The following is a 19,289-nucleotide window of genomic DNA, read 5'->3' as shown; positions in this document are numbered from 1 at the left end:
TCCTAGCGCTTGGGCAGCGCGTAAGCGATCACGTGGTCGCCGGTGCGCGTGCCCAGCGAGCCATGGCCGCCCGCGGCCACCACCACGTACTGGCGGCCGTCGCCGCCCTCGTAGGTCATCGGCGTGGCCTGCCCGCCCGCGGGCAGGCGGCTGCGCCAGAGCTCCTTGCCGCTGTTCACGTCGTAGGCGCGCAGGTAGTAGTCGAGCGTGCCCGAGAGGAAGGCCACGCCGCCGCCCGTGAGGATCGGGCCGCCGAGGCTGGGCACGCCCATCGCGAAGGGCAGCGGCAATGGCGAGCTGTCGCGCACGGTGCCGTTCTTGTGCTTCCAGAGGATCTGGCCGCTGCGCAGGTCGGCGGCCGCCACGTGGCCCCAGGGCGGCGCCTGGCACGGCAGGCCGAGCGCCGAGGTGAAGGGATGGAGCTTCACCGCGAAGGGCGCGCCGAAGTTCTCGTTGAGCGCGGGCAGGCTGCCCTCGGGCGGCTTGCCGCCCTGCACGTAGAGCGTGCTGTCGTCGGCGCGCGGGACCAGCGTGGAGACGAAGGCCAGCGAGGCCGGCGTGGCGAACGCGATCTGGCGCTGCGGATCGACCGCCACGCCGCCCCAGTTGAAGACGCCGAAGTTGCCCGGATAGATCAGCGAGCCCTGCGTCGACGGCGGCGTGAAGCGGCCCTCGTAGCGCAGCCGGTGGAAGGCGATGCGGCAGGCCAGCTGGTCGAACACGGTGGCGCCCCACATGTCGGCCGGCCGCAGCGCGGGCGGGTCGAAGGACAGGCCCGACACCGGCTGCGTCGCCGCCGTGCGGTCGCCCTGCGCGGCGCCCTGCGGCGCGGCCTGCTCGCGCACCGGCACCACGGGCTGGCCGGTGCGGCGGTCGAGCACGAACAGCTCGCCCTGCTTGGTCGGCTGCACCAGCGCCGGCACGCGCACGCTGCCCACGCGCAGGTCGACCAGGCTGGGCTGCGCGGGCACGTCGTAGTCCCAGAGGTCGTGGTGCACGGTCTGGAAATGCCAGCGCACGCGGCCGGTCGCGAGGTCGAGCGCGACCACCGAGGAGGCATAGCGCTCGGCGCCCTCGGTGCGCTTGCCGCCCCACTGGTCGGGCGGCTGGTTGCCCATGGGCACGTAGACCATGCCGAGCTTCTCGTCCACGCTCGAGATCGACCAGCTGTTGGGCGAGTTGACGGAGTAGGTCCGGCCCGGGCCGATCGGCGCGGTGTCCTCGGGCCGGCCCGAGTCCCAGTTCCACACCAGCGCGCCGGTCTCGATGTCGAAGGCGCGGATCACGCCCGAGGTCTCCTGCGTCGAGACGTTGTCGAGCACGGTGCCGCCCACCACGATCAGCGAGCGCGTGACCACCACCGGCGAGGTCGAGTAGTACGAGCCCGGCTTCACGTTGGGCATGTTCTTCCACAGGTCGATCTGGCCGCTGCCGCCGCCGAAGCGCGCGCAGGGCTTGCCGCTCTCGGGATCGAGCGCGAGCACGCGGCCGTCGGCCGTGGGCATGAACAGCTTGGCGGCGCAGGCGCCATCGGCCGAAAGGTTGGGCGACGGCGCCGTGGCCGGCGGCGGCTGGTACGAGAGGCCGCGGCAGGTGAGATGCTGCAGCGCGAGCGAGGGCGCGATCTTCGGCGTGTGGCGCCACAGCTCCTGGCCCGTGGTCGCGTTGAGCGCCACCACCGACTGGTGCGGCGTGCAGAGGAACAGCCGCTCGCCGACCTTCAGCGGCGTGACCTCGAAGGTGGTCTCCTCGGGATCGCCGGGCTGGCCGCGCACGTCGCCGGTGCGGTAGTGCCAGGCCTCCTGGAGCTGCGACACGTTGACCGGCGTGATCTGGCCCAGCGTCGAATAGCGCTGGCCCATGGCGGTGCCGCCGTAGGCGGTCCAGTCGGCGCCGGCAGGCGGCAGCGCCTCGCCGGTGAAGGGCGGATCGGCCTGCGGCGCGATGCCCTCGAGGCGCTCGTCGCCACGCACCCACGACAGCACGGCCGCCACCGCGAAGGCCGCGAGCACCAGGCTCAGCGCCCGGCGCGAGGCCACGATGCCGGCGCCGTCGCGCCGCGCGAGCGCACGCGCGACCCAGGGCGTGAGCAGCAGCAGGCCGAGCAGGAAGAACAGGTCGCCGCGCGCGGCCATCGGCCACCATGCGAGCCCCACCTCCCACAGCGCCCAGGCCAGCGTGAACGCGACCACCAGCGCATAGACCATCAGGCCGCGCCCGCCGCCGCGCGGCAGCAGCAGCGCGGTGGCGACGAGGCCCAGGCCCGCGAGCAGGTAGTACCAGGAGCCGCCGAGCGCGATCAGCCAGCCGCCCGCGACGACGAGCGCCAGGCCGGCCAGTCCGATCAGCAGCGCGAGGACGAGGAGCAGCGCGCTGGCGCGGGGACGGGTGGACGAGGGCATGGCGGGGACTCCGGAACGGCGGGCAAGCGCCCACCGTAGTCCCGTGCGCGCCCTGCCGGCGTAGGCGGTTCGCGCATGTGCCTCCCGGCGCGGCGCGGCAGATCGCGCGCACGGGGACCAAGGTATGCAGCGCGCGGGCGCGGCGTGGACGAAGGTACTCGCGCGCTCAGACCCGCGCGCTCAGGCCCGCGCGCGCATGGGCCAGCGCCGCGCGCGCGCGACGCGCCCGCGCATCGGGTTGCAGCGGCCGCAGGTACTCGTGCAGCGCGAGCGCGGCCGCGCCCACGGCGGGCGCGAGCGCGTCGTAGCGCGCGGTGCGCAGCTCGGGCGCGGGCATGCCGGCGCCGTCGGCATGGTGCTTGACGCTCGCGAAGGCGGCCTGCGCGAAGCCGCGGTGCTCGGCGCAGGACTTGCCGCCGAGCACGATGGCGCGCGGATTGAAGGTGACCCAGAGGTTCTGCAGCAGCACGCCGAACAGCGCGGCGGCGCGCTGCATGTCCACGCCCTCGCGCGCCAGCACGCGGGCGCCGAAGAAGGCCTCGGCGCAGCCGCGCCGGCCGCACGAGCACGGCGGACCGTCGAGCTCGAGGATGGTGTGGCCGATCTCGCCGGCCATGCCCTGGGCGCCGGTGAACAGGCGGTCGTTGAGCACCACGCCCGCGCCCACGCCGACGTCGCAGTTGACGAAGATCAGCGGATCCTCGCCCTCGCCCGCGGCGAACTCGTACTCGCCGAGCGCGGCGGCGTCGGCATCGTTCTGCAGCTGCACCGTCACGCCCGTGAGGCCGGCCGCGGCCAGCGCGTCCTCGAGCATCGGCAGCAGGCGCACGTTGCGCCAGCCGAGGTTGGGCGCGAAGCGGACCTCGCCGGTGCAGTCGTCGACCGCGCCCGGCACGCACACGCCGATGCTCGACAGCCGCAGCCCGCGCTCGGCCAGCCGGCGGTGCGCGGCCGCGGCCATGCGCGCGACCTGCGCGCAGGTGCCGGCCGGCGCGCTGTCGGCCAGCGCCTGCTCGTCGGAATGCAGCACCTCGCCCTGCAGCGAGACGCAGGCCAGCCGCGCCGTGTCGACCGCGATCTCGATGCCCATGAGCGCGCGCACGCCGACATTGATCTGCAGCGGGGTCGAGGGCCGCCCGAGCCCGTCGGCCACCGCGGCGCCCGATTCGCTGAGCCAGCCCTCGTCGAGCAGTTCGCGCACCAGCAGGCTCACGGTCGACTTGGTGAGGCCGCTCTCGCTCGCGAGCCGCGCGCGCGACAGCCCCGGCTGCGCGCGCAGGAGCCGCAGCAGCACGCTGCGGTTCATGCGCTTGAGCAACTGCTGGTCGCCGATGGTCTTCATGCGCGGGGCCGGATGGGAAGGCCTCAGGCCGCGGCCACCGCCGTCGCCGCGTGCGGCGCCTGCTCGCGGCCCTCGGGCCGCTTGCCCGCGATGATCATGCCGAGCACCTCGTCCTCGGTGACATCGGCGGTGCGGTAGGTGCCGACCAGCTTGCCGTTCTTCATCACCGCGAGCCGGTCGCTCAGCGAGAACACATCGGGCATGTCGTGGGTGATCAGGAAGATGCCCACGCCGTCGTCCTTGAGCTGCTTCACGAGCCGGCCGACCATCGCGGTTTCTTCGGGGCCGAGCGCGGCGCAGGGCTCGTCCATGATCAGGATGCGCGCGTTGAAGTAGAGCGCGCGCGAGATCGCCACCACCTGGCGCTGGCCGCCCGAGAGGCGGCGCACCGGGATGCGGATGTTGGTGAAGTTCTTGTTCAGGCGCTGGAACACCTTGCGCGCCTGCACTTCCATGAAGTGGTCGTCGAGCGTGTTCCAGGCCGTCATCTTCTCGCGGCCCAGGAACAGGTTGGCCACCGAGTCGAGGTTGTCGGCCAGCGCCAGCGTCTGGTAGATGGTCTCGATGCCCTGCGCCTGCGCCTCGGCCGGGGTGCGGATGTTGACCCTGTCGCCCGCGATGCGCACCTCGCCCGAATCGATCGGGTAGGCGCCCGCGAGCATCTTCATCAGCGTGGACTTGCCGGCGCCGTTGTGGCCCAGCAGCGCCACCACCTCGCCCGGATAGAGGTTGACGCTCACGCCGTCGACCGCCTTCACGCCGCCGAAGGCCTTGCGGATCTCCTGCAGCTCGACCAGCGGCCGGGTCTTGTCGATCTCGGCCATCTTCAGTTCTCCCCGAATTTGCGGCGATAGAGCACGTCGAACACCACGGCCACGATCAGCACCTGGCCGATGATCACCATGCGCTTGCCGATCGGCACGTCGAGCAGCAGCATGCCGCTGTCGAGCGACTGCATGATCAGCGCGCCCAGCACCGAGCCGAAGATCGAGCCGCTGCCGCCGGCCAGCGCGGTGCCGCCGATGACGGCCGCGGCGATCACGTAGAGCTCCATGCCGGTGCCCAGCGAGTTGGTGCCGGCGTTCAGCCGCGCGATCGAGACGATGGCCGCGATGGTCACCAGCACCGCGAGCAGCGCGAACAGCATCAGCGTGACGCGCTTGACCGGAATGCCCACCAGCGCCGCCGCATCGGGGTTGCCGCCCATCGCGAAGACGTAGCGGCCGAAGCGCGTGCGGTGCACGATGAACGACAGCACGATCGCCACCACGGCCCAGATCAGCACCGGGATCGGGATGCCCTGCGGCGCATCCTTCGAGTCGATCTTGTAGTGGTTCATCACGGCCGCGAACAGCAGCACCACGGCCGCCGGCACCGCGGTCAGCAGCAGCTCGATCCACAGCGGCTCGTTGGGCATCTCGTGGCGCGTGCGCGCGCGCCGCTTCTGCACCATGCGCGCGAACAGCACCACGGCCACCAGCCCCGCGATCACCCAGCTGGCCGTGACGCCGATGCCGCCGTCGTAGCCGCCGCCCAGGCGCTGGAAGAACTCGTCGTTGACCGGCTGGGTCTTGCCGTCGGCCACCAGGAAGGCCGCGCCGCGGAACGACATCAGGCCGCCGAGCGTGACCACGAACGAGGGCACGCCGAGCACCGCCGTGAGCCAGCCCTGGTAGATGGCCACCAGCAGCGCCACCGCGAGCCCCGCGAGGCAGGCCGTGGGCCAGGACCAGCCCGAGGTGTACTGCAGGTAGGCGATCAACACGCCCACGAAGCCCATCACCGAACCGACCGACAGGTCGATGTGGCGCGCCACGATGATCAGCACCATCACGGTCGAGACGATGCCGACCACGGCCGTCTGCTGGGCCACGTTGTAGAGGTTCTCGGGCGTGAGGAACACGCCGCCCGACATGAGGTTGAAGGCGATCGCCAGCACCGCCAGCAGCACGCACATCAGCACGAGCCGCAGGTCGATGCCGGTGCGGCGCCACCAGCCTGGGGTTGGATTGCTCATTGGAGGACTCCCTCGGAGAAAACGGGATGGGCGGCGGCGGTCACGGCCGGCCCGTCGGGGACGGGGCCCGCGCCCTGCCGCGGATCGCGCGCGGCGCGGCGGGACGCACCGCGCGGTGCGCCCCCTGCCCTGTTCTTACTTGCAGGCCGCCGGCGCGTTCGCGCCCGAGACGCCCTTGCAGAGTTCGTCCTTCTTGATCCAGCCGGCCTTGACGACCACGTCGAGGTTGTCGCGCGTGACCGGCACCGGCGTCAGCAGGCGCGAGGACAGCGAGACCTTCTTCGGGCCCGAGTTCCAGGTGCCGGCCTTCTCGACCGGCTTGCCCTGCGACAGCGCCAGCGCGGCGCTGGCGGCCTCGCGGCCGAGTTCGCGCGAGTCCTTGAAGATGGTGGCGGTCTGCGTGCCCAGCGCGATGCGGTTGAGCGCCGCGAAGTCGGCGTCCTGGCCCGACACCGGGATGCCGCGCAGGCCCTTGGCCGTGAGCGCGGCCACCGCGCCGCCGGCCGTGCCGTCGTTGGCGGCCACCACGGCGTCGACCTTGTTGCCGTTCTTGGTGAGGATCTGCTCCATGTTCTTCTGCGCCACCTCGGGTTTCCAGCCCTCGGTGTATTCGTCGCCGACGATCTTGATGTCGCCCTTCTTGATGGCATCGGCCAGCACTTCCTGCTGGCCCGCGCGCAGGAAGTCGGCGTTCGGGTCGCTCGGCGAGCCCTTGATGATCACGTAGTTGCCCTTGGGCTTGACCTTGAGCACCTCGCGCGCCTCCATGCGGCCGACCTCGACGTTGTCGAAGGTGATGTAGAACACGCCGGGCGCCTCGATCAGGCGGTCGTAGGCCACCACGGGCACCTTCTGGCGCGTGGCCTTGGTCACCGCGGGCAGGATCGCGTCCTTGTCCATCGCCAGCACGATCAGCGCCTTCGCGCCCTTGGCCATCAGGCCCTCGATGTCGCCGAGCTGCTTCTCGGGCGAGCCGCCCGCATCGGCACTGATGTACTTGGCGCCGAGCTTCTCGAGCTGCGCCTTGATCGCGGCCTCGTCGGTCTTCCAGCGTTCTTCCTGGAAGTTGGACCAGCTCACGCCGACCACGGTCTGGGCCATGGCGCCCACGGCCGTCAGACCGAAAGCCATGGCGGCCAGGGTGTGTTTCAGTTGCATCGATGTCTCTCCAGTGTTGAGTCGCCCGGTGCAGGCGGCCTGTGCTTCGGGACCGGCGCGAGAAGGCCGGAACCCGCCCCATGCCACGCCTGTGGTTCGCCGCGGACCCGATTGAGAACCTTGGCGCTACTTAGTTTGGCTGGCGAACTAACTATCCCATCGCAGGCGCGGCGGGGGCATCGGGGAATTCCCCGAGCGGGTCGGACGGACGGGGGAAAAGGAGGCGCCCCGGCTCAGGGCGCGGGTGCGTTCGCCGGCGCGGGGGCCGGCCAGGCGACCTCGCTGGCCACGCGCGGCTTGCCCATCGGCGCGCCGGCCTTGCCGATGCGCACGGCCGCCATGTCGGCCTCGCTCGGGTACTGGTCCGAGAGCCAGTAGTCGAACACGCGGCGCGCGATCGGCGCGGCGGCGCCGGCGCCCCAGCCGGCGTTCTCGACGATCACGGCGAGCGCGATCTTGGGATCGTTGACCGGCGCGAAGGCCATGAACAGCGCGTGGTCGCGCTGGTGTTCCTCGAGCGCGCGCGCGTTGTACTTGGTGTTCTGCGCCTGCGTCACGGCCTGCGCCGTGCCGGTCTTGCCGGCCGCCTGGTAGCCCGCGCCCGCGAACACGCTGCGCGCGGTGCCGCTGGTGACCACGCTGGTCAGGCCCTCGCGGATGACGGCGATGTTGGCCGCCGTGAGGCCCAGGTTCACGCCCGGCGGCTGCGGCAGCGGCACCACCTGGCCGCTGACGGTGTCGCGCGTGGCGAGCGCGAGGTGCGGCTTGTGCTTGATGCCGCCGTTGGCCACGATCGCGGTGGCCTGCGCGAGCTGCAGCATGGTGAAGGTGTTGTAGCCCTGGCCGATGCCCAGCGAGATGGTCTCGCCCGCGTACCACTTCTTCTGCTCGGGCCGCTTGTAGGTGTTGCGCTTCCACTCGGTGCTCGGCAGCACGCCGCGCACCTCGCCGCCGAGGTCGATGCCGGTGATCTGGCCGAAGCCCAGCGGCTTCATGAAGTCGTGGATCAGGTCCACGCCCATCTCGTTGGCCAGCGAGTAGTAGTAGATGTTGCTCGACAGCTGGATCGAGCGGCGCATGTCGACGCCGCCGAGGTTGCCTTCGGGGCTGCCGAAGCGGTGGCCGCCGAAGTTGAAGTAGCCGGGGTCGTTGACTACCACGCTGGCGCCGCGCTTGCCGGTCTGCAGCGCGGCCAGCGCCATGAAGGGCTTGTAGGTGGAGCCGGGCGGGTAGGTGCCGCGCAGCGCGCGGTTGAGCAGCGGCTTGTCGATCGATTCGGTCAGCGCCTGCCAGCTCTCGGTGTCGATGCCCTCGACGAACAGGTTGGGGTCGAAGGTGGGCTTGCTCACGAAGGCCAGCACCTCGCCGGTCTTGGGATCGATCGCCACCAGCGCGCCGCGCCGGTCGCCGTACATCTCCTCGACCAGCTTCTGCAGCTTGATGTCGATCGACAGCATGACGGTGTTGCCCGGCGTGGCCGGGTGGCTCGCGAGCCGGCGCACCGCGCGGCCGCCGGCCGAGGTCTCCATCTGCTCGACGCCGGTCTGGCCGTGCAGCGTCTTCTCGTAGCTCTGCTCGATGCCGAGCTTGCCGATGTAGTCGGTGCCCTTGTAGTTGGCCTGCTCTTCCTCGTCCCAGTCCTCCATCGCGATCTTCTCGCGCTGGTTGATGCGGCCGATGTAGCCGAGCACGTGCGAGCCCAGCTCGCCCTGCGGATAGTTGCGGAACAGCCGCGCCTTGATCTCCACCCCCGGAAAGCGGTAGCGCTGGGCCGCGAAGCGCGCGACCTCCTCGTCGCTCAGGCGGGTGCGGATCGGGATCGAGTCGAAGCTGCGCGAGTCCTCGCGCAGGCGCTTGAAGCGGCGCCGGTCGCGCGGCGAGACCTCGACCACCTGCGTCAGGTCGTCGATGGTCTGCTCGACGTCGCCCACCTTCGAGGGCGTGATCTCGAGCGTGTAGGCCGAGTAGTTGGAGGCCAGGATGATGCCGTTGCGGTCGAGGATCAGCCCGCGATTGGGCACCACCGGCACCACGGCCGTGCGGTTGCTCTCGGCCTGCTCGGCCAGGTCCTCGTGGCGCGTGACCTGCAGGTAGATCAGCCGCGACGACAGCAGCCCGAAGGCGAACAGCACCGTGAGGCCGATCACGATCACGCGGCGCTTGAAGCGCGCGAGGTCGGCGGCGACGTTGCGGATTTCGGTCATGGGCGGCGAACGGTCAATGGATGAGCTTAGGCTTCATGCGGTGGCGAGGCAACCGGCCCGGTATCGCCGGTGCCGGCGGGCACGAAGTCCACCGTGGCGCCAAGCGCGCGCAGGCTGCGCAGGTCGGCCTCCAGATGAGTTTGGAAACCGCTGCACAGTTCCAGCGGCAGCGCCTTGAGCAGCGCGAGCGCGCGTGCCGGCGCGACATCGAGCAGCCGCACCAGGCATTGCGCGACCTCGACGCGGCGCGGTCCCGCATCGCGCAGCACCAGCGCGCCGCGCGTCCAGTGCGCGGGGTCGACCGGCGCGGACGGCTCTTCCTCTTCGTCCTCTTCGGGCGCGTCCATGGCCTCGGCGAGGTTGGCGCGGATCTCGCGCCAGGGCGCGCCCTCGGTGCCGGGCTCGCGCTCGATGCGCGCAAGCATCGCGCCCGGGTCGTCGCCCAGCGCCGCCAGCGCCTGCAGCAGCGCGCCGAAGCGCTCGATCGACGCGGCCACGGGCGACGGCGTCCAGCGGCCGGCCGAGGCCGGTGCCCACCAGACCGGATAGCCCGCGTCGGCCTCGCGCAGGTCGATGAAGTAGGGATCGCGAAAGTAGTTGGCCGCCACCGCGAGCCAGGCGGGATGCCACTGGCCCGGCGCCTCGCTGCTCAGGTCCTCGCCGGTGTGGCCGTGCGAGCGGTAGCCGACCTGGAAGGCATCGATGCCGCCGGGCTCGGGATACCACTGCGGCAGCCCGAGGTCGCCGACCACGAGGGCGGCATCCACGAAGGCCTGCACGGACGGCGGCAGGGAAGGTCCGGCGGCGGACATGGTCACAAGGGACGGTTTTCGTCGGGCTCGGGCGTGCGGCGCTGCGGCGCCAGCAGCACGAAGGTGGCCAGCGGCCACAGCGCGGCCTCGACGGCCGGCGAGATCAACACCGACCAGCCCGGGAACACCCCGCCGCCGAGGATGCGCGTGACGATCTCGATCAGCTGCGACAGCGCGAACAGCGGCAGCACCTGCAGCGCCTGCGACAGCACCGGGTACCAGAGCAGGCGCCGGTGGATGGTGATCGCGAAGAAGCCCAGCGTGGTGTAGGACAGCGCATGCTGGCCGAGCATCGAGGCCTGGTGCACGTCCATCAGCAGGCCGAAGACGAAGGCGGCGCCGATGCCCACGCGCATCGGCTGGTGCACGCCCCAGAACACGATCGCCAGCGCGAGCAGGTCGGGCATCCAGGCGGCGCGGCCGATCGGGACCATGTTGATCAGCAGGGCCACCACCAGGCTGCCCCACATGAACACGGGGCTGACGGGCAGCAACAGCTGCTGCTGGCCGGGTCGCTTGATCATCGCGCGGCCTCCGCGGGTTTCTTCGCGGCGGCGGCGGCGCCGTTCTTCTCGGACGCCTTCTCCGCGCCCTTGACGGCCGCGCCGGCCTTGCCTTCTGCCTTCTTCGGGCGCGGTGCCGGCGCGGCCGCGGCCGCCGGCGGCGGTGCCGAGGGCGCGCCCGTGGGCTTCAGCACCAGCACGTAGCGCGCGGCCATCACGTGCGCGAGCGGCACGCAGTAGATGCGCGCGAAGGCCGAGTCGGCGCGGCGCTCGATGCGCTCGATCTTCGCCACCGGCAGTCCGGCGGGATAGATGCCGTCGACGCCGCTGGTCGACAGCAGGTCGCCCTCCTGCAGGTCGGCGTTGGCGGCCATGAAGCGCAGCTCGAGCCCGCCGCCATGCGCCGAGGCATCGCCGAAGGCCACGCTGCGCACGCCGGTGCGGGTGTTCTGCACGGGAATGGAGAGGTCGCGGTCGATCACCAGCGTGACCTCGCTCGTGAAGGGCTGCACCGCCGTCACCTGGCCGAGCACGCCCTGCGCGTCGATCACCGGCGAGCCCGGCGCCACGCCCTGGGCCAGGCCCTGGTCGATGACGATCTTGCGCGTGTAGGGGTCGGCCGCGTCGTACAGCACCTCGGCCGCGCGGCCCGGCGTCTGCTGCAGCTGGCGCAGCTCGAGCAGCGCGCGCAGCCGCGCGTTGTCCTGCGCCAGCGTGTCGGCCTGGCTCGCGCGCTCGGCCTGCAGCATCAGCGCCTTGCGCGCGTCGGCCTCGTTCTTCTGCGCGGTCTGCAGGTCCTCGAGGTAGCCGCCGGCGCCCACCACGAATTGCACGGGCTTGAGCGCCACCCATTGCACCGGGTAAAGCACGGCCGCGATGGCCTGGCGCACCGGCTGCACGATGTGGAAGCGGGCGTCCGCCACCATCAGGAAAAGCGCGAGCGTGCTGAAGAAGATCAGCTTGCTCAGCGCCGATGGCCCCTGGTTGAACAGGGGTGGCGCGGTGCGGTCGAGCGTGCCCAGGGGCATGGGATCAGGTCGGGTGCTGCGGCATCAGATGACAAAAGGCCGGCCCGCGCAAGCGGGGGCCGGCCGATGGAGGCGGCGCTGCATTCACTCGCTCGTGAAGATGCTTCCCAGCCGGTCCATGCGCTCGAGGGCGATGCCGCAGCCGCGCACCACGCAGGTCAGCGGGTCCTCGGCGACCAGCACCGGCAGGCCGGTTTCCTCGGCCAGCAGGCGGTCGAGGTCGCGCAGCAGCGCGCCGCCGCCGGTGAGCATCATGCCGCGCTCGGCGATGTCGGCGCCGAGTTCGGGCGGGGTCTGCTCGAGCGCGTTCTTGACGGCCGAGACGATGTTGTTGAGCGGGTCGGTCAGGGCTTCCAGCACTTCGTTGCTGCTGATCGTGAAGCTGCGCGGCACGCCCTCGGAGAGGTTGCGGCCCTTGACTTCCATTTCCTTGACCTCGGAGCCCGGGAAGGCCGAGCCGATGCTCTTCTTGATGACCTCGGCCGTGGGCTCGCCGATCAGCATGCCGTAGTTGCGGCGGATGTAGTTGATGATGGCCTCGTCGAAGCGGTCGCCGCCGACGCGCACCGAGCCCTTGTAGACCATGCCGCCGAGGCTGATGACGCCCACCTCGGTGGTGCCGCCGCCGATGTCGACCACCATCGAGCCCGAGGCTTCGCTGACGGGCAGGCCGGCGCCGATGGCCGCGGCCATGGGTTCCTCGATCAGGTAGACCGAGGTCGCGCCCGCGGCCTCGGCCGCGTCCTTGATGGCGCGGCGCTCGACCTGGGTGGAACCGCAGGGCACGCAGATGATGATGCGCGGGCTCGGCGTGAGCAGCGTGCGCGGGTGCACCATCTTGATGAACTGCTTGATCATCTGCTCGGTGATCACGAAGTCGGCGATCACGCCGTCCTTCATCGGGCGGATGGCCTCGATGTTGCCCGGCACCTTGCCGAGCATGGCCTTGGCCTCGCGGCCGACGGCCTGGATCACCTTCTTGCCATGCGGACCGCCTTCGTGGCGGATGGCGACGACCGAGGGTTCGTCCAGCACGATGCCCTTGTTGCGGGCGAAGATGAGCGTGTTGGCGGTGCCGAGGTCGATCGCGAGGTCGGTGGAGAAGTACCGACGGAAAGCTCCAAACATGTGCGGAATCCTCTGGAGCACGGGCTGCGCATCGGCAGAACGTCGCTCACTCTATGGGTGTTTTGGGGGTGCTGGAAGGGTGAATTTGATCGTTTTTGCAGCAAAAGCCGGCGCGTTCGCGGGGGTTGCGGCAAAGGCGGGATAATACCCGAATCCCCTCTGAATCCCGTGTTGGCGGCCCTTGCGGCGCGCTATTTACCTCCGGTTTTTCGGCCGGTTCCACCATGTCCCTTTCCGCTTCCGATATCGCCCGCATCGCCTCCCTGGCGCGGCTGCAGCTCGCCCCCGACGAAAGCGAGCGCATGCTCAGCCAGCTCAACGGCTTTTTCGACGTGGTCGAGCGCATGCGCTCGGTCGACACCACCGGCGTCGAGCCCCTGGCCCATCCCGTGGCCGCCATCGAGGACATCGTCCTGCGCCTGCGCGAGGACGTCGTGAGCGAGCCGGACAACCGCGAAGCCAACCAGCGCAGCGCCCCCGCCGTCGAAGCCGGCCTGTTCCTCGTGCCCAAGGTGATCGAATGAGCGGCGCCAAGGACCTGCACCACCTCGGGGTGGCCGCGCTGGCGAAGGCGCTGGCCGGGCGCGAAGTCTCGGCCGTCGAGGCCGCGCAGCACTTCCTGGGCCGCATGAAGGCCCACCAGGCGCTCGGCAGCTTCGTCGAAGTGAACGAGGACGCGACGCTGGCCCAGGCCCGCGCGGCCGACGCGTCGATCGCGGCCGGCAACGCCCCGGCGCTGGCCGGCGTGCCGATCGCGCACAAGGACATCTTCGTCACCACCGACTTCGCCACCACCGCGGGCTCGAAGATGCTCGCGGGCTACCGCTCGCCCTTCGACGCCACCGTGGTGCGCCGCCTCGCCGAGGCCGGCACCGTCACGCTGGGCAAGCTCAGCTGCGACGAGTTCGCGATGGGCTCGGCCAACGAGAACGTGGCCGTGCCCGCCGTCGGCCACGACCAGGCCGTGCCGGTGCGCAACCCCTGGAACCTCGAGCGCATTCCGGGCGGCTCCTCGGGCGCCAGCGCCGCCGCCGTGGCCGCGCGCCTCGCGCCGGCCGCCACCGGCACCGACACCGGCGGCTCGATCCGCCAGCCGGCCTCGTTCTGCGGCGTGACCGGCATCAAGCCCACCTACGGCCGCGCCTCGCGCTACGGCATGGTGGCCTTCGCCTCCAGCCTCGACCAGGCCGGCCCGATGGCCCGCTCGGCCGAGGACTGCGCGCTGCTGCTGTCGGCCTTCTGCGGCCCCGACCTCGACCGCGACTCGACCTCGCTCGACCGCCCGGCCGAGAACTTCGGCCGCACCTTGCACGACTCGCTCGAGGGCCTGCGCATCGGCGTGCCGAAGGAGTTCTTCGGCGAGGGCGTGGCGCCCGGCGTGCGCGCCGCCATCGATGCAGCGCTGTTGCAGTACGAGAAGCTCGGCGCGAAGCGCGTCGAGGTCTCGCTGCCGCGCACCGAGCTGTCGATCCCCGTCTACTACATCATTGCCGCGGCCGAGGCCTCGAGCAACCTGAGCCGCTTCGACGGCGTGAAGTTCGGCCACCGCGCCAAGGACTTCTTCGACCCCGCGAGCAAGAAGACCGCGCTCACGCAGATGTACGAGCGCACGCGCGCCGAAGGCTTCGGCGACGAGGTCAAGCGCCGCATCATGATCGGCACCTACGTGCTCTCGCACGGCTACTACGACGCCTACTACCTGCAGGCGCAGAAGGTGCGCCGCATGATCGCCGACGACTTCCAGCAGGCCTTCGCGCAGTGCGACGTGATCGCCGGCCCGGCCGCGCCGACCACCGCCTGGAAGATCGGCGAGCACGGCGACGACCCCGTGGCCGACTACCTGGCCGACATCTTCACCTTGCCGGCCTCGCTGGCCGGCCTGCCCGGCATGAGCCTGCCGGTGGGCTTCGACGGCGGCATGCCCGTGGGCCTGCAGCTGATCGGCAACTACTTCGGCGAAGCGAAGCTGCTCAACGCGGCGCACCGCTTCCAGCAGGCCACCGACTGGCACGCGCGCACGCCGGAGGGCTTCTGACATGAGCGAGACAGTGAACACCTTCGAAGCACAGCAACAGGGCCGCCCGACCGGCCCGCTGGTGCGCGGCTATGAAGTCATCATCGGCTTCGAGACCCACGCCCAGCTCTCGACCGCGAGCAAGATCTTCAGCCGCGCCTCCACGGCCTTCGGCGCCGAGCCCAACACGCAGGCCTGCGCGGTCGACCTCGCGCTGCCCGGCACGCTGCCCGTGATGAACAAGGGCGCGGTCGAACGCGCAATCCGGCTCGGCCTCGCGCTCGGTTCGCACATCGCGCCGCGCAGCGTGTTCGCGCGCAAGAACTACTTCTATCCCGACCTGCCCAAGGGCTACCAGATCAGCCAGTTCGAGATCCCCGTGGTGCAGGGCGGCTCGGTGAGCTTCTTCGTCGGCGAGGAACAGAAGACCGTGCGCCTGGTGCGCGCCCACCTCGAGGAGGACGCGGGCAAGTCGCTGCACGAGGACTTCGTGGGCCAGAGCGGCATCGACCTGAACCGCGCCGGCACGCCGCTGCTCGAGATCGTGACCGAGCCCGACATGCGCTCCACCGCCGAGGCCGTGGCCTATGCGAAGGAGCTGCACAAGATCGTGACCTGGATCGGCATCTGCGACGGCAACATGCAGGAAGGCAGCTTCCGCTGCGACGCCAACGTCTCGGTGCGCCGCCCCGGCGAGAAGCTCGGCACGCGCCGCGAGATCAAGAACCTGAACAGCTTCAAGTTCATGCAGCAGGCGATCGACTACGAGATCAGCTGGCAGATCGACACGCTCGAGGACGGCGGCAAGATCGAGCAGGCCACCGTGCTGTTCAACCCCGACACCGGCGAGACGCGCGCGATGCGCGCCAAGGAAGACTCGTCCGACTACCGCTACTTCCCCGACCCCGACCTGCCGCCGCTGGTGATCGCCGCCGACTGGATCGAGCGCGTGAAGGCCGAGATGCCCGAGCTGCCGCGCGTGATGGCCGAGCGCTACGTGCGCGACCATGGACTGTCGGCCTACGACGCCGCGCAGCTCACGCAGGGCCCGGCGCTCGCGCGCTACTTCGACGAGGCGGTGAAGGCTGGCGCCACGCCCAAGCTCGCGAGCAACTGGATCACCGGCGAGATCGCACGCCGCCTCAATGCCCAGGAGATCGGCATCGAGGCCGCGCCGGTCAGCGCGGCGCAGCTCGGCCAGCTCGTGAAGCGCATCGCCGACGGCACCTTGCCGAACAACGCCGCGCGCCAGGTGTTCGAGGCGCTGTGGACCGGCGAAGGCAGCGACGTCGACGCGATCATCGAGGCCAAGGACCTGAAGCCGATGAACGACGCCGGCGCGCTCGACGCGATCCTCGACGAGGTGATCGCGAAGAACGCGAAGAACGTCGAGGAGTACCGCGGCGGCAAGGAGAAGGCGCTCAACGGCCTCGTGGGCCAGGTCATGAAGGCCAGCGGCGGCAAGGCCAACCCGGCGCAGGTCACGGAACTGCTGAAGGCCAAGCTGGCCTGAGCCCGGGCTTCGTCCCGGCACGACGGTGAAGCGGGCCCCGCGCGGGCCGCTTCACCGTTTTTTCTTTGGGGAATGCCGCTCAGCGCGAGGTGGTCGCGGTCTCGCCCGACCACAGCTGCTTGAGCCGCACGCGCTCCTCGTCGAAGCGCGCGTTGACACGCTTCTTCTCGTCTTCCTGCTCGCCGATGAAGCGGTTCTGCACCGCCACGCTCTTGGCGTTGTCGTCGAGCCGGCGCCGCAGCACGCCCGGCGCCTTGCTCGCGTCGCCCTTGTAGAACTCGAGCTCCTCGTCGATCTTCTTGCGGTCGTCGGCCAGTTCGGACAGCCGCTTGCGCGCCGCCTGGATCACGGCATCGACCTGCACCAGCGCCTCGCCGCGCTCGCGCTCGTGGGCGGCGGCGTTCGGGTAACGGATCAGCAGCGCGCGCTCGCGCCGGCGCTCGTCGGCGATGCGCGCGGCCTGCGCCGCGGCCTCGCGCGCGCGGTCCTCGCGCTCGGCCTGCTCGCGCGCCGTATAGGTGGGCTCGAGCCGGCGCCGCGTCATGCCGCTCGGGCTCAGCTCGCGCTGCTCGCGGTCGCTGCACTCGGCGATCGGCCGGTCGGCGGTCAGGGTGCGGCCCTTGGCATCGACGCACGAATAGATGCCCGCGGCGCTGGGCACCGGCGCGCCCTTCTGCGCCTGGGCCAGCGCCAGCGTGCAGCCGGCGGCGAGCACCGCGGCCAGCGCGGCACGGGCGTTTCCGATGGCGCGGAATCGGCTGTGGCGGACGCGGCGCGGCAGGCGGTGCATCGGGCGTGTCCTTCAGAGGGCGCCGTAGCGCGTGCGGTAGGCGAGCACGCGCTCGCGGTGGGTGCCGAGGTCGGCGGCCGCGCCGCCCGAGAGGTAGCTCAGCAGGTCGTCGAGGGTGGCGATCGCCACCACCTGCAGGCCGAGCTGGTTGCGCACGTACTGCACGGCGCTGTGGTCCACGTCGACGCCGTTCTCGGTCGCCTTCTCCTGCCGGTCGAGCGCGATCGCCACCGCGTGCGGCACCGCGCCCGCGGCCTGGATCGCGGCGATCGACTCGCGCACCGCGGTGCCCGCGGACATCACGTCGTCGACGATCAGCACCCGGCCCTGGAGCGGCGCGCCGACCAGGTTGCCGCCCTCGCCGTGCGCCTTGGCTTCCTTGCGGTTGTAGGCGAAGGGCACGTTGCGGCCGCGCCGCGCGAGCTCGGCCGCCACCGTGGCGCCCAGCGGGATGCCCTTGTAGGCCGGGCCGAAGATCATGTCGAACTCGAGCCCGCTCTCGATCAGGCGGTCTGCATAGAATCCCGCGAGCCGCGCGATCTTGGCGCCGTCGTCGAAGAGGCCCGAATTGAAGAAATAAGGACTCATGCGGCCGGCCTTGGTCTTGAACTCGCCGAAGCGCAACACGCCCGCGTCGAGCGCGAACTGGACGAAGTCCTGCGCCACCGCACTGCTTTTCTCACCATCTACAGCCATCGGAATTCCTTGTGTTCAAACTGACCAGTCTCAATCTCAATGGCCTGCGCTCGGCCGCCACCAAGGGCGTTGCCGACTGGGTGGCCGAATTGGCGCCGGATTGTATTTGCATGCAGGAGATCCGGGTCCAGGCCAGCGACATCGAAGGCCGCTTCGAGGAAATGGCCGGCCTCAAGGGCCACTTCCATTTTGCCGAGAAGAAGGGCTATGCGGGCACCGCGATCTACACGAAGCACGTGCCCAGCGAGGTGGTGGTGGGCTGGGGCGACGCCGAATTCGACGCCGAGGGCCGCTACCTCGAGCTGCGCTTCGACACGCCGAAGCGCAAGTTCTCGGTCATCAGCTGCTATTTCCCGAGCGGCAGCTCGGGCGAGGAGCGCCAGCAGGCCAAGTTCCGCTTCCTCAAGGGCTTCTTCCCGCACCTGGTGGCGCTGAAGAAGCAGCGCGAGTTCGTGCTGTGCGGCGACATCAACATCGCCCACAAGGAGATCGACCTCAAGAACTGGCGCGGCAACCAGAAGAACAGCGGCTTCCTGCCCGAGGAGCGCGCCTGGATGACGAAGCTGCTCGACGCCGGCGCCGAGGGCGCGGGACTGGTCGACGTCTACCGCATGCTCAAGCCCGACACCACCGGCGAGGCCTACACCTGGTGGAGCAACCGCGGCCAGGCCTATGCCAACAACGTGGGATGGCGGCTCGACTACCACCTCGCCACGCCAAAGACCGCCGCGCTCGCACGCACCGAGCAGATCTTCAAGACCATCAAGTTCAGCGACCACGCGCCGATCACGCTGGAGTACGACTTCACGCTCTGAGCGCCGCCTGGGCGCTGGCAGTCATACCCACAGGCGCGCACCCGAGGGCCGGACCCGACGCGCAATGACCAACCGCTATCAAACCACCGGCCCCGAAGGCGAGTTCGAGCCGGGCTCGAACGGACAGGTGCTGCGCAACCTGGTCGGCATCGCGTCCGCCGACGACATGAACGACCTCGAACTGCAGCTGCTGAGCGCGCTGTACGACGAGGTGCTCTTGCGGAATCTGCCCGACCGCCCGTTGACGGTGGCCGACCTTCGGCGCTGGCACCGCGTGTGGCTGGGCAATGTGTATCCATGGGCGGGGCAGGAACGCTCGGTCAACCTGGGCAAGGGCGGCTTCCAGTTCGCCACCGCCGCGCTGCTGCCGGGCTTGCTGAGCGACTTCGAACGGGAGTGCCTGACGAGATGGACGCCCTGCGGCGAGCTGGCGCCCGACGAACTGGTACATGCCATTGCCGTGACGCATGTGGAGCTGATCGTGATTCACCCGTTTCGCGAGGGCAATGGACGCTTGTCACGCCTGCTGGCCGATGTGATGGCCGTGCAGGCCGGCCATGAGCCGCTCGACTACAGCAGTTGGGAGCAGAACAAGCCGGCCTATATCGGCGCGATTCACTCTGGTTTTTCAGGGGACTACGGCCCCATGGGTCAGCTCGTGGCCCGGGCCATCGCCGATGGCGATGCCAGCCTCAGCGAGCCAGCTTGATGTGAGGAAAGCGCACGGCGGGTTGCTGCAACCGGCGCTCGAGCTGCGCGACGTCCTGACCTGTTTCCACCGCCGTGGAACTGGCCACCGACCGCAGCACGGCCTTGCGGCTCGGTGCTTTGCGTTGAGGTACGGCGGGTTTGGTCATGCTGTGATTT

The 19,289-nt window shown here is 70.4% G+C and carries 18 protein-coding genes; 5 read left to right on the top strand and 13 right to left on the bottom strand.

The genetic code is table 11. From position 1 onward, the window contains the following. Positions 1-2: 2 nt before the first annotated feature. From BM109_RS15655 to BM109_RS15610, 10 genes are all read right to left on the bottom strand, one after another. Positions 3-2,402, bottom strand: a complete 2,400-nt coding sequence (locus BM109_RS15655) for a membrane-bound PQQ-dependent dehydrogenase, glucose/quinate/shikimate family (RefSeq protein WP_093344102.1) — start codon at positions 2,400-2,402, stop codon at positions 3-5. Positions 2,403-2,568: 166 nt separating this feature from the next. Then, entirely contained in the window at positions 2,569-3,744 is a 1,176-nt protein-coding gene (locus BM109_RS15650) for an ROK family transcriptional regulator (RefSeq protein WP_093344100.1), read from the bottom strand. 23 nt (positions 3,745-3,767) lie between these two features. After that, the gene (locus tag BM109_RS15645) at positions 3,768-4,568 is read right to left on the bottom strand and encodes an ATP-binding cassette domain-containing protein (protein ID WP_093344099.1); all 801 of its coding nucleotides are present in this window, start codon (positions 4,566-4,568) and stop codon (positions 3,768-3,770) included. A 2-nt stretch (positions 4,569-4,570) separates the two neighbouring features. Then, positions 4,571-5,761, bottom strand: coding sequence for a sugar ABC transporter permease (locus BM109_RS15640; RefSeq protein ID WP_093344098.1), 1,191 nt, complete (start codon positions 5,759-5,761; stop codon positions 4,571-4,573). Positions 5,762-5,896: 135 nt separating this feature from the next. Continuing rightward, entirely contained in the window at positions 5,897-6,919 is a 1,023-nt protein-coding gene (xylF, locus tag BM109_RS15635) for a D-xylose ABC transporter substrate-binding protein (RefSeq protein ID WP_093344096.1), read from the bottom strand. A 233-nt stretch (positions 6,920-7,152) separates the two neighbouring features. Further along, the gene (gene mrdA / locus BM109_RS15630; RefSeq protein ID WP_093344095.1) at positions 7,153-9,123 is read right to left on the bottom strand and encodes a penicillin-binding protein 2; all 1,971 of its coding nucleotides are present in this window, start codon (positions 9,121-9,123) and stop codon (positions 7,153-7,155) included. A 26-nt stretch (positions 9,124-9,149) separates the two neighbouring features. Then, positions 9,150-9,935: an SMI1/KNR4 family protein gene (locus BM109_RS15625; RefSeq protein WP_143129172.1), complete on the bottom strand. Its 786-nt coding sequence runs from the start codon at positions 9,933-9,935 to the stop codon at positions 9,150-9,152. A 2-nt stretch (positions 9,936-9,937) separates the two neighbouring features. Continuing rightward, positions 9,938-10,459, bottom strand: coding sequence for a rod shape-determining protein MreD (gene mreD, locus BM109_RS15620; RefSeq protein WP_093344091.1), 522 nt, complete (start codon positions 10,457-10,459; stop codon positions 9,938-9,940). After that, positions 10,456-11,466 (bottom strand): rod shape-determining protein MreC, encoded by a 1,011-nt coding sequence (gene mreC / locus BM109_RS15615; protein WP_093344089.1) that lies wholly within the window; start codon positions 11,464-11,466, stop codon positions 10,456-10,458. The genes mreD and mreC overlap by 4 nt, the downstream gene beginning before the upstream one ends. Before the next feature lie 84 nt (positions 11,467-11,550). After that, entirely contained in the window at positions 11,551-12,594 is a 1,044-nt protein-coding gene (locus BM109_RS15610; protein WP_057591261.1) for a rod shape-determining protein, read from the bottom strand. Between the two features lie 224 nt (positions 12,595-12,818). On the opposite strand from BM109_RS15610, the gene gatC reads away from it, so the two are divergent. The 3 genes from gatC to gatB are packed head-to-tail and all read left to right on the top strand — an operon-like array spanning position 12,819 to position 16,121. Next, entirely contained in the window at positions 12,819-13,118 is a 300-nt protein-coding gene (gatC, locus tag BM109_RS15605; protein WP_057591262.1) for an Asp-tRNA(Asn)/Glu-tRNA(Gln) amidotransferase subunit GatC, read from the top strand. After that, the gene (gatA, locus tag BM109_RS15600; RefSeq protein ID WP_093344087.1) at positions 13,115-14,629 is read left to right on the top strand and encodes an Asp-tRNA(Asn)/Glu-tRNA(Gln) amidotransferase subunit GatA; all 1,515 of its coding nucleotides are present in this window, start codon (positions 13,115-13,117) and stop codon (positions 14,627-14,629) included. Before gatC ends, gatA begins: the two co-directional genes overlap by 4 nt. 1 nt (position 14,630) lies before the next feature. After that, positions 14,631-16,121, top strand: coding sequence for an Asp-tRNA(Asn)/Glu-tRNA(Gln) amidotransferase subunit GatB (gene gatB, locus BM109_RS15595; RefSeq protein WP_093344085.1), 1,491 nt, complete (start codon positions 14,631-14,633; stop codon positions 16,119-16,121). A 79-nt stretch (positions 16,122-16,200) separates the two neighbouring features. On the opposite strand, the gene BM109_RS15590 is transcribed toward gatB, so the two are convergent. Both BM109_RS15590 and pyrE read right to left on the bottom strand, forming a co-directional pair. Further along, positions 16,201-16,911: a DUF4124 domain-containing protein gene (locus tag BM109_RS15590; protein WP_093344083.1), complete on the bottom strand. Its 711-nt coding sequence runs from the start codon at positions 16,909-16,911 to the stop codon at positions 16,201-16,203. Between the two features lie 12 nt (positions 16,912-16,923). After that, positions 16,924-17,607, bottom strand: coding sequence for an orotate phosphoribosyltransferase (gene pyrE / locus BM109_RS15585; RefSeq protein WP_093344081.1), 684 nt, complete (start codon positions 17,605-17,607; stop codon positions 16,924-16,926). An 11-nt stretch (positions 17,608-17,618) separates the two neighbouring features. Here pyrE and BM109_RS15580 point away from each other — a divergent pair, with 11 nt between their 5' ends. Together BM109_RS15580 and BM109_RS15575 are read left to right on the top strand one after the other, a co-directional pair. Further along, entirely contained in the window at positions 17,619-18,422 is an 804-nt protein-coding gene (locus tag BM109_RS15580; RefSeq protein WP_057591267.1) for an exodeoxyribonuclease III, read from the top strand. 64 nt (positions 18,423-18,486) lie between these two features. Then, entirely contained in the window at positions 18,487-19,131 is a 645-nt protein-coding gene (locus BM109_RS15575) for a Fic/DOC family protein (protein ID WP_093344079.1), read from the top strand. Here BM109_RS15575 and BM109_RS41220 read toward each other — a convergent pair. Then, entirely contained in the window at positions 19,115-19,279 is a 165-nt protein-coding gene (locus BM109_RS41220) for a hypothetical protein (protein WP_177239353.1), read from the bottom strand. The genes BM109_RS15575 and BM109_RS41220 overlap by 17 nt on opposite strands. Positions 19,280-19,289: the final 10 nt, after the last annotated feature.

The organism is Variovorax sp. PDC80 (assembly GCF_900115375.1).
Classification (GTDB): Bacteria; Pseudomonadota; Gammaproteobacteria; order Burkholderiales; family Burkholderiaceae_C; genus Variovorax.
This window is presented reverse-complemented; position numbering and strand designations above follow the sequence as displayed.

Excerpts from the sequence above, each read along its gene's own strand:
- BM109_RS41220 (WP_177239353.1), bottom strand. The coding sequence starts at position 19,279 with ATGACCAAACCCGCCGTACCTCAACGCAAAGCACCGAGCCGCAAGGCC.
- BM109_RS15650 (WP_093344100.1), bottom strand. The coding sequence starts at position 3,744 with ATGAAGACCATCGGCGACCAGCAGTTGCTCAAGCGCATGAACCGCAGC.
- BM109_RS15590 (WP_093344083.1), bottom strand. The coding sequence starts at position 16,911 with ATGCACCGCCTGCCGCGCCGCGTCCGCCACAGCCGATTCCGCGCCATC.
- BM109_RS15640 (WP_093344098.1), bottom strand. The coding sequence starts at position 5,761 with ATGAGCAATCCAACCCCAGGCTGGTGGCGCCGCACCGGCATCGACCTG.
- BM109_RS15610 (WP_057591261.1), bottom strand. The coding sequence starts at position 12,594 with ATGTTTGGAGCTTTCCGTCGGTACTTCTCCACCGACCTCGCGATCGAC.
- gatC (WP_057591262.1), top strand. The coding sequence starts at position 12,819 with ATGTCCCTTTCCGCTTCCGATATCGCCCGCATCGCCTCCCTGGCGCGG.
- gatA (WP_093344087.1), top strand. The coding sequence starts at position 13,115 with ATGAGCGGCGCCAAGGACCTGCACCACCTCGGGGTGGCCGCGCTGGCG.
- mrdA (WP_093344095.1), bottom strand. The coding sequence starts at position 9,123 with ATGACCGAAATCCGCAACGTCGCCGCCGACCTCGCGCGCTTCAAGCGC.
- BM109_RS15575 (WP_093344079.1), top strand. The coding sequence starts at position 18,487 with ATGACCAACCGCTATCAAACCACCGGCCCCGAAGGCGAGTTCGAGCCG.
- pyrE (WP_093344081.1), bottom strand. The coding sequence starts at position 17,607 with ATGGCTGTAGATGGTGAGAAAAGCAGTGCGGTGGCGCAGGACTTCGTC.
- xylF (WP_093344096.1), bottom strand. The coding sequence starts at position 6,919 with ATGCAACTGAAACACACCCTGGCCGCCATGGCTTTCGGTCTGACGGCC.
- BM109_RS15645 (WP_093344099.1), bottom strand. The coding sequence starts at position 4,568 with ATGGCCGAGATCGACAAGACCCGGCCGCTGGTCGAGCTGCAGGAGATC.
- BM109_RS15655 (WP_093344102.1), bottom strand. The coding sequence starts at position 2,402 with ATGCCCTCGTCCACCCGTCCCCGCGCCAGCGCGCTGCTCCTCGTCCTC.
- mreD (WP_093344091.1), bottom strand. The coding sequence starts at position 10,459 with ATGATCAAGCGACCCGGCCAGCAGCAGCTGTTGCTGCCCGTCAGCCCC.
- gatB (WP_093344085.1), top strand. The coding sequence starts at position 14,631 with ATGAGCGAGACAGTGAACACCTTCGAAGCACAGCAACAGGGCCGCCCG.
- BM109_RS15625 (WP_143129172.1), bottom strand. The coding sequence starts at position 9,935 with ATGTCCGCCGCCGGACCTTCCCTGCCGCCGTCCGTGCAGGCCTTCGTG.
- mreC (WP_093344089.1), bottom strand. The coding sequence starts at position 11,466 with ATGCCCCTGGGCACGCTCGACCGCACCGCGCCACCCCTGTTCAACCAG.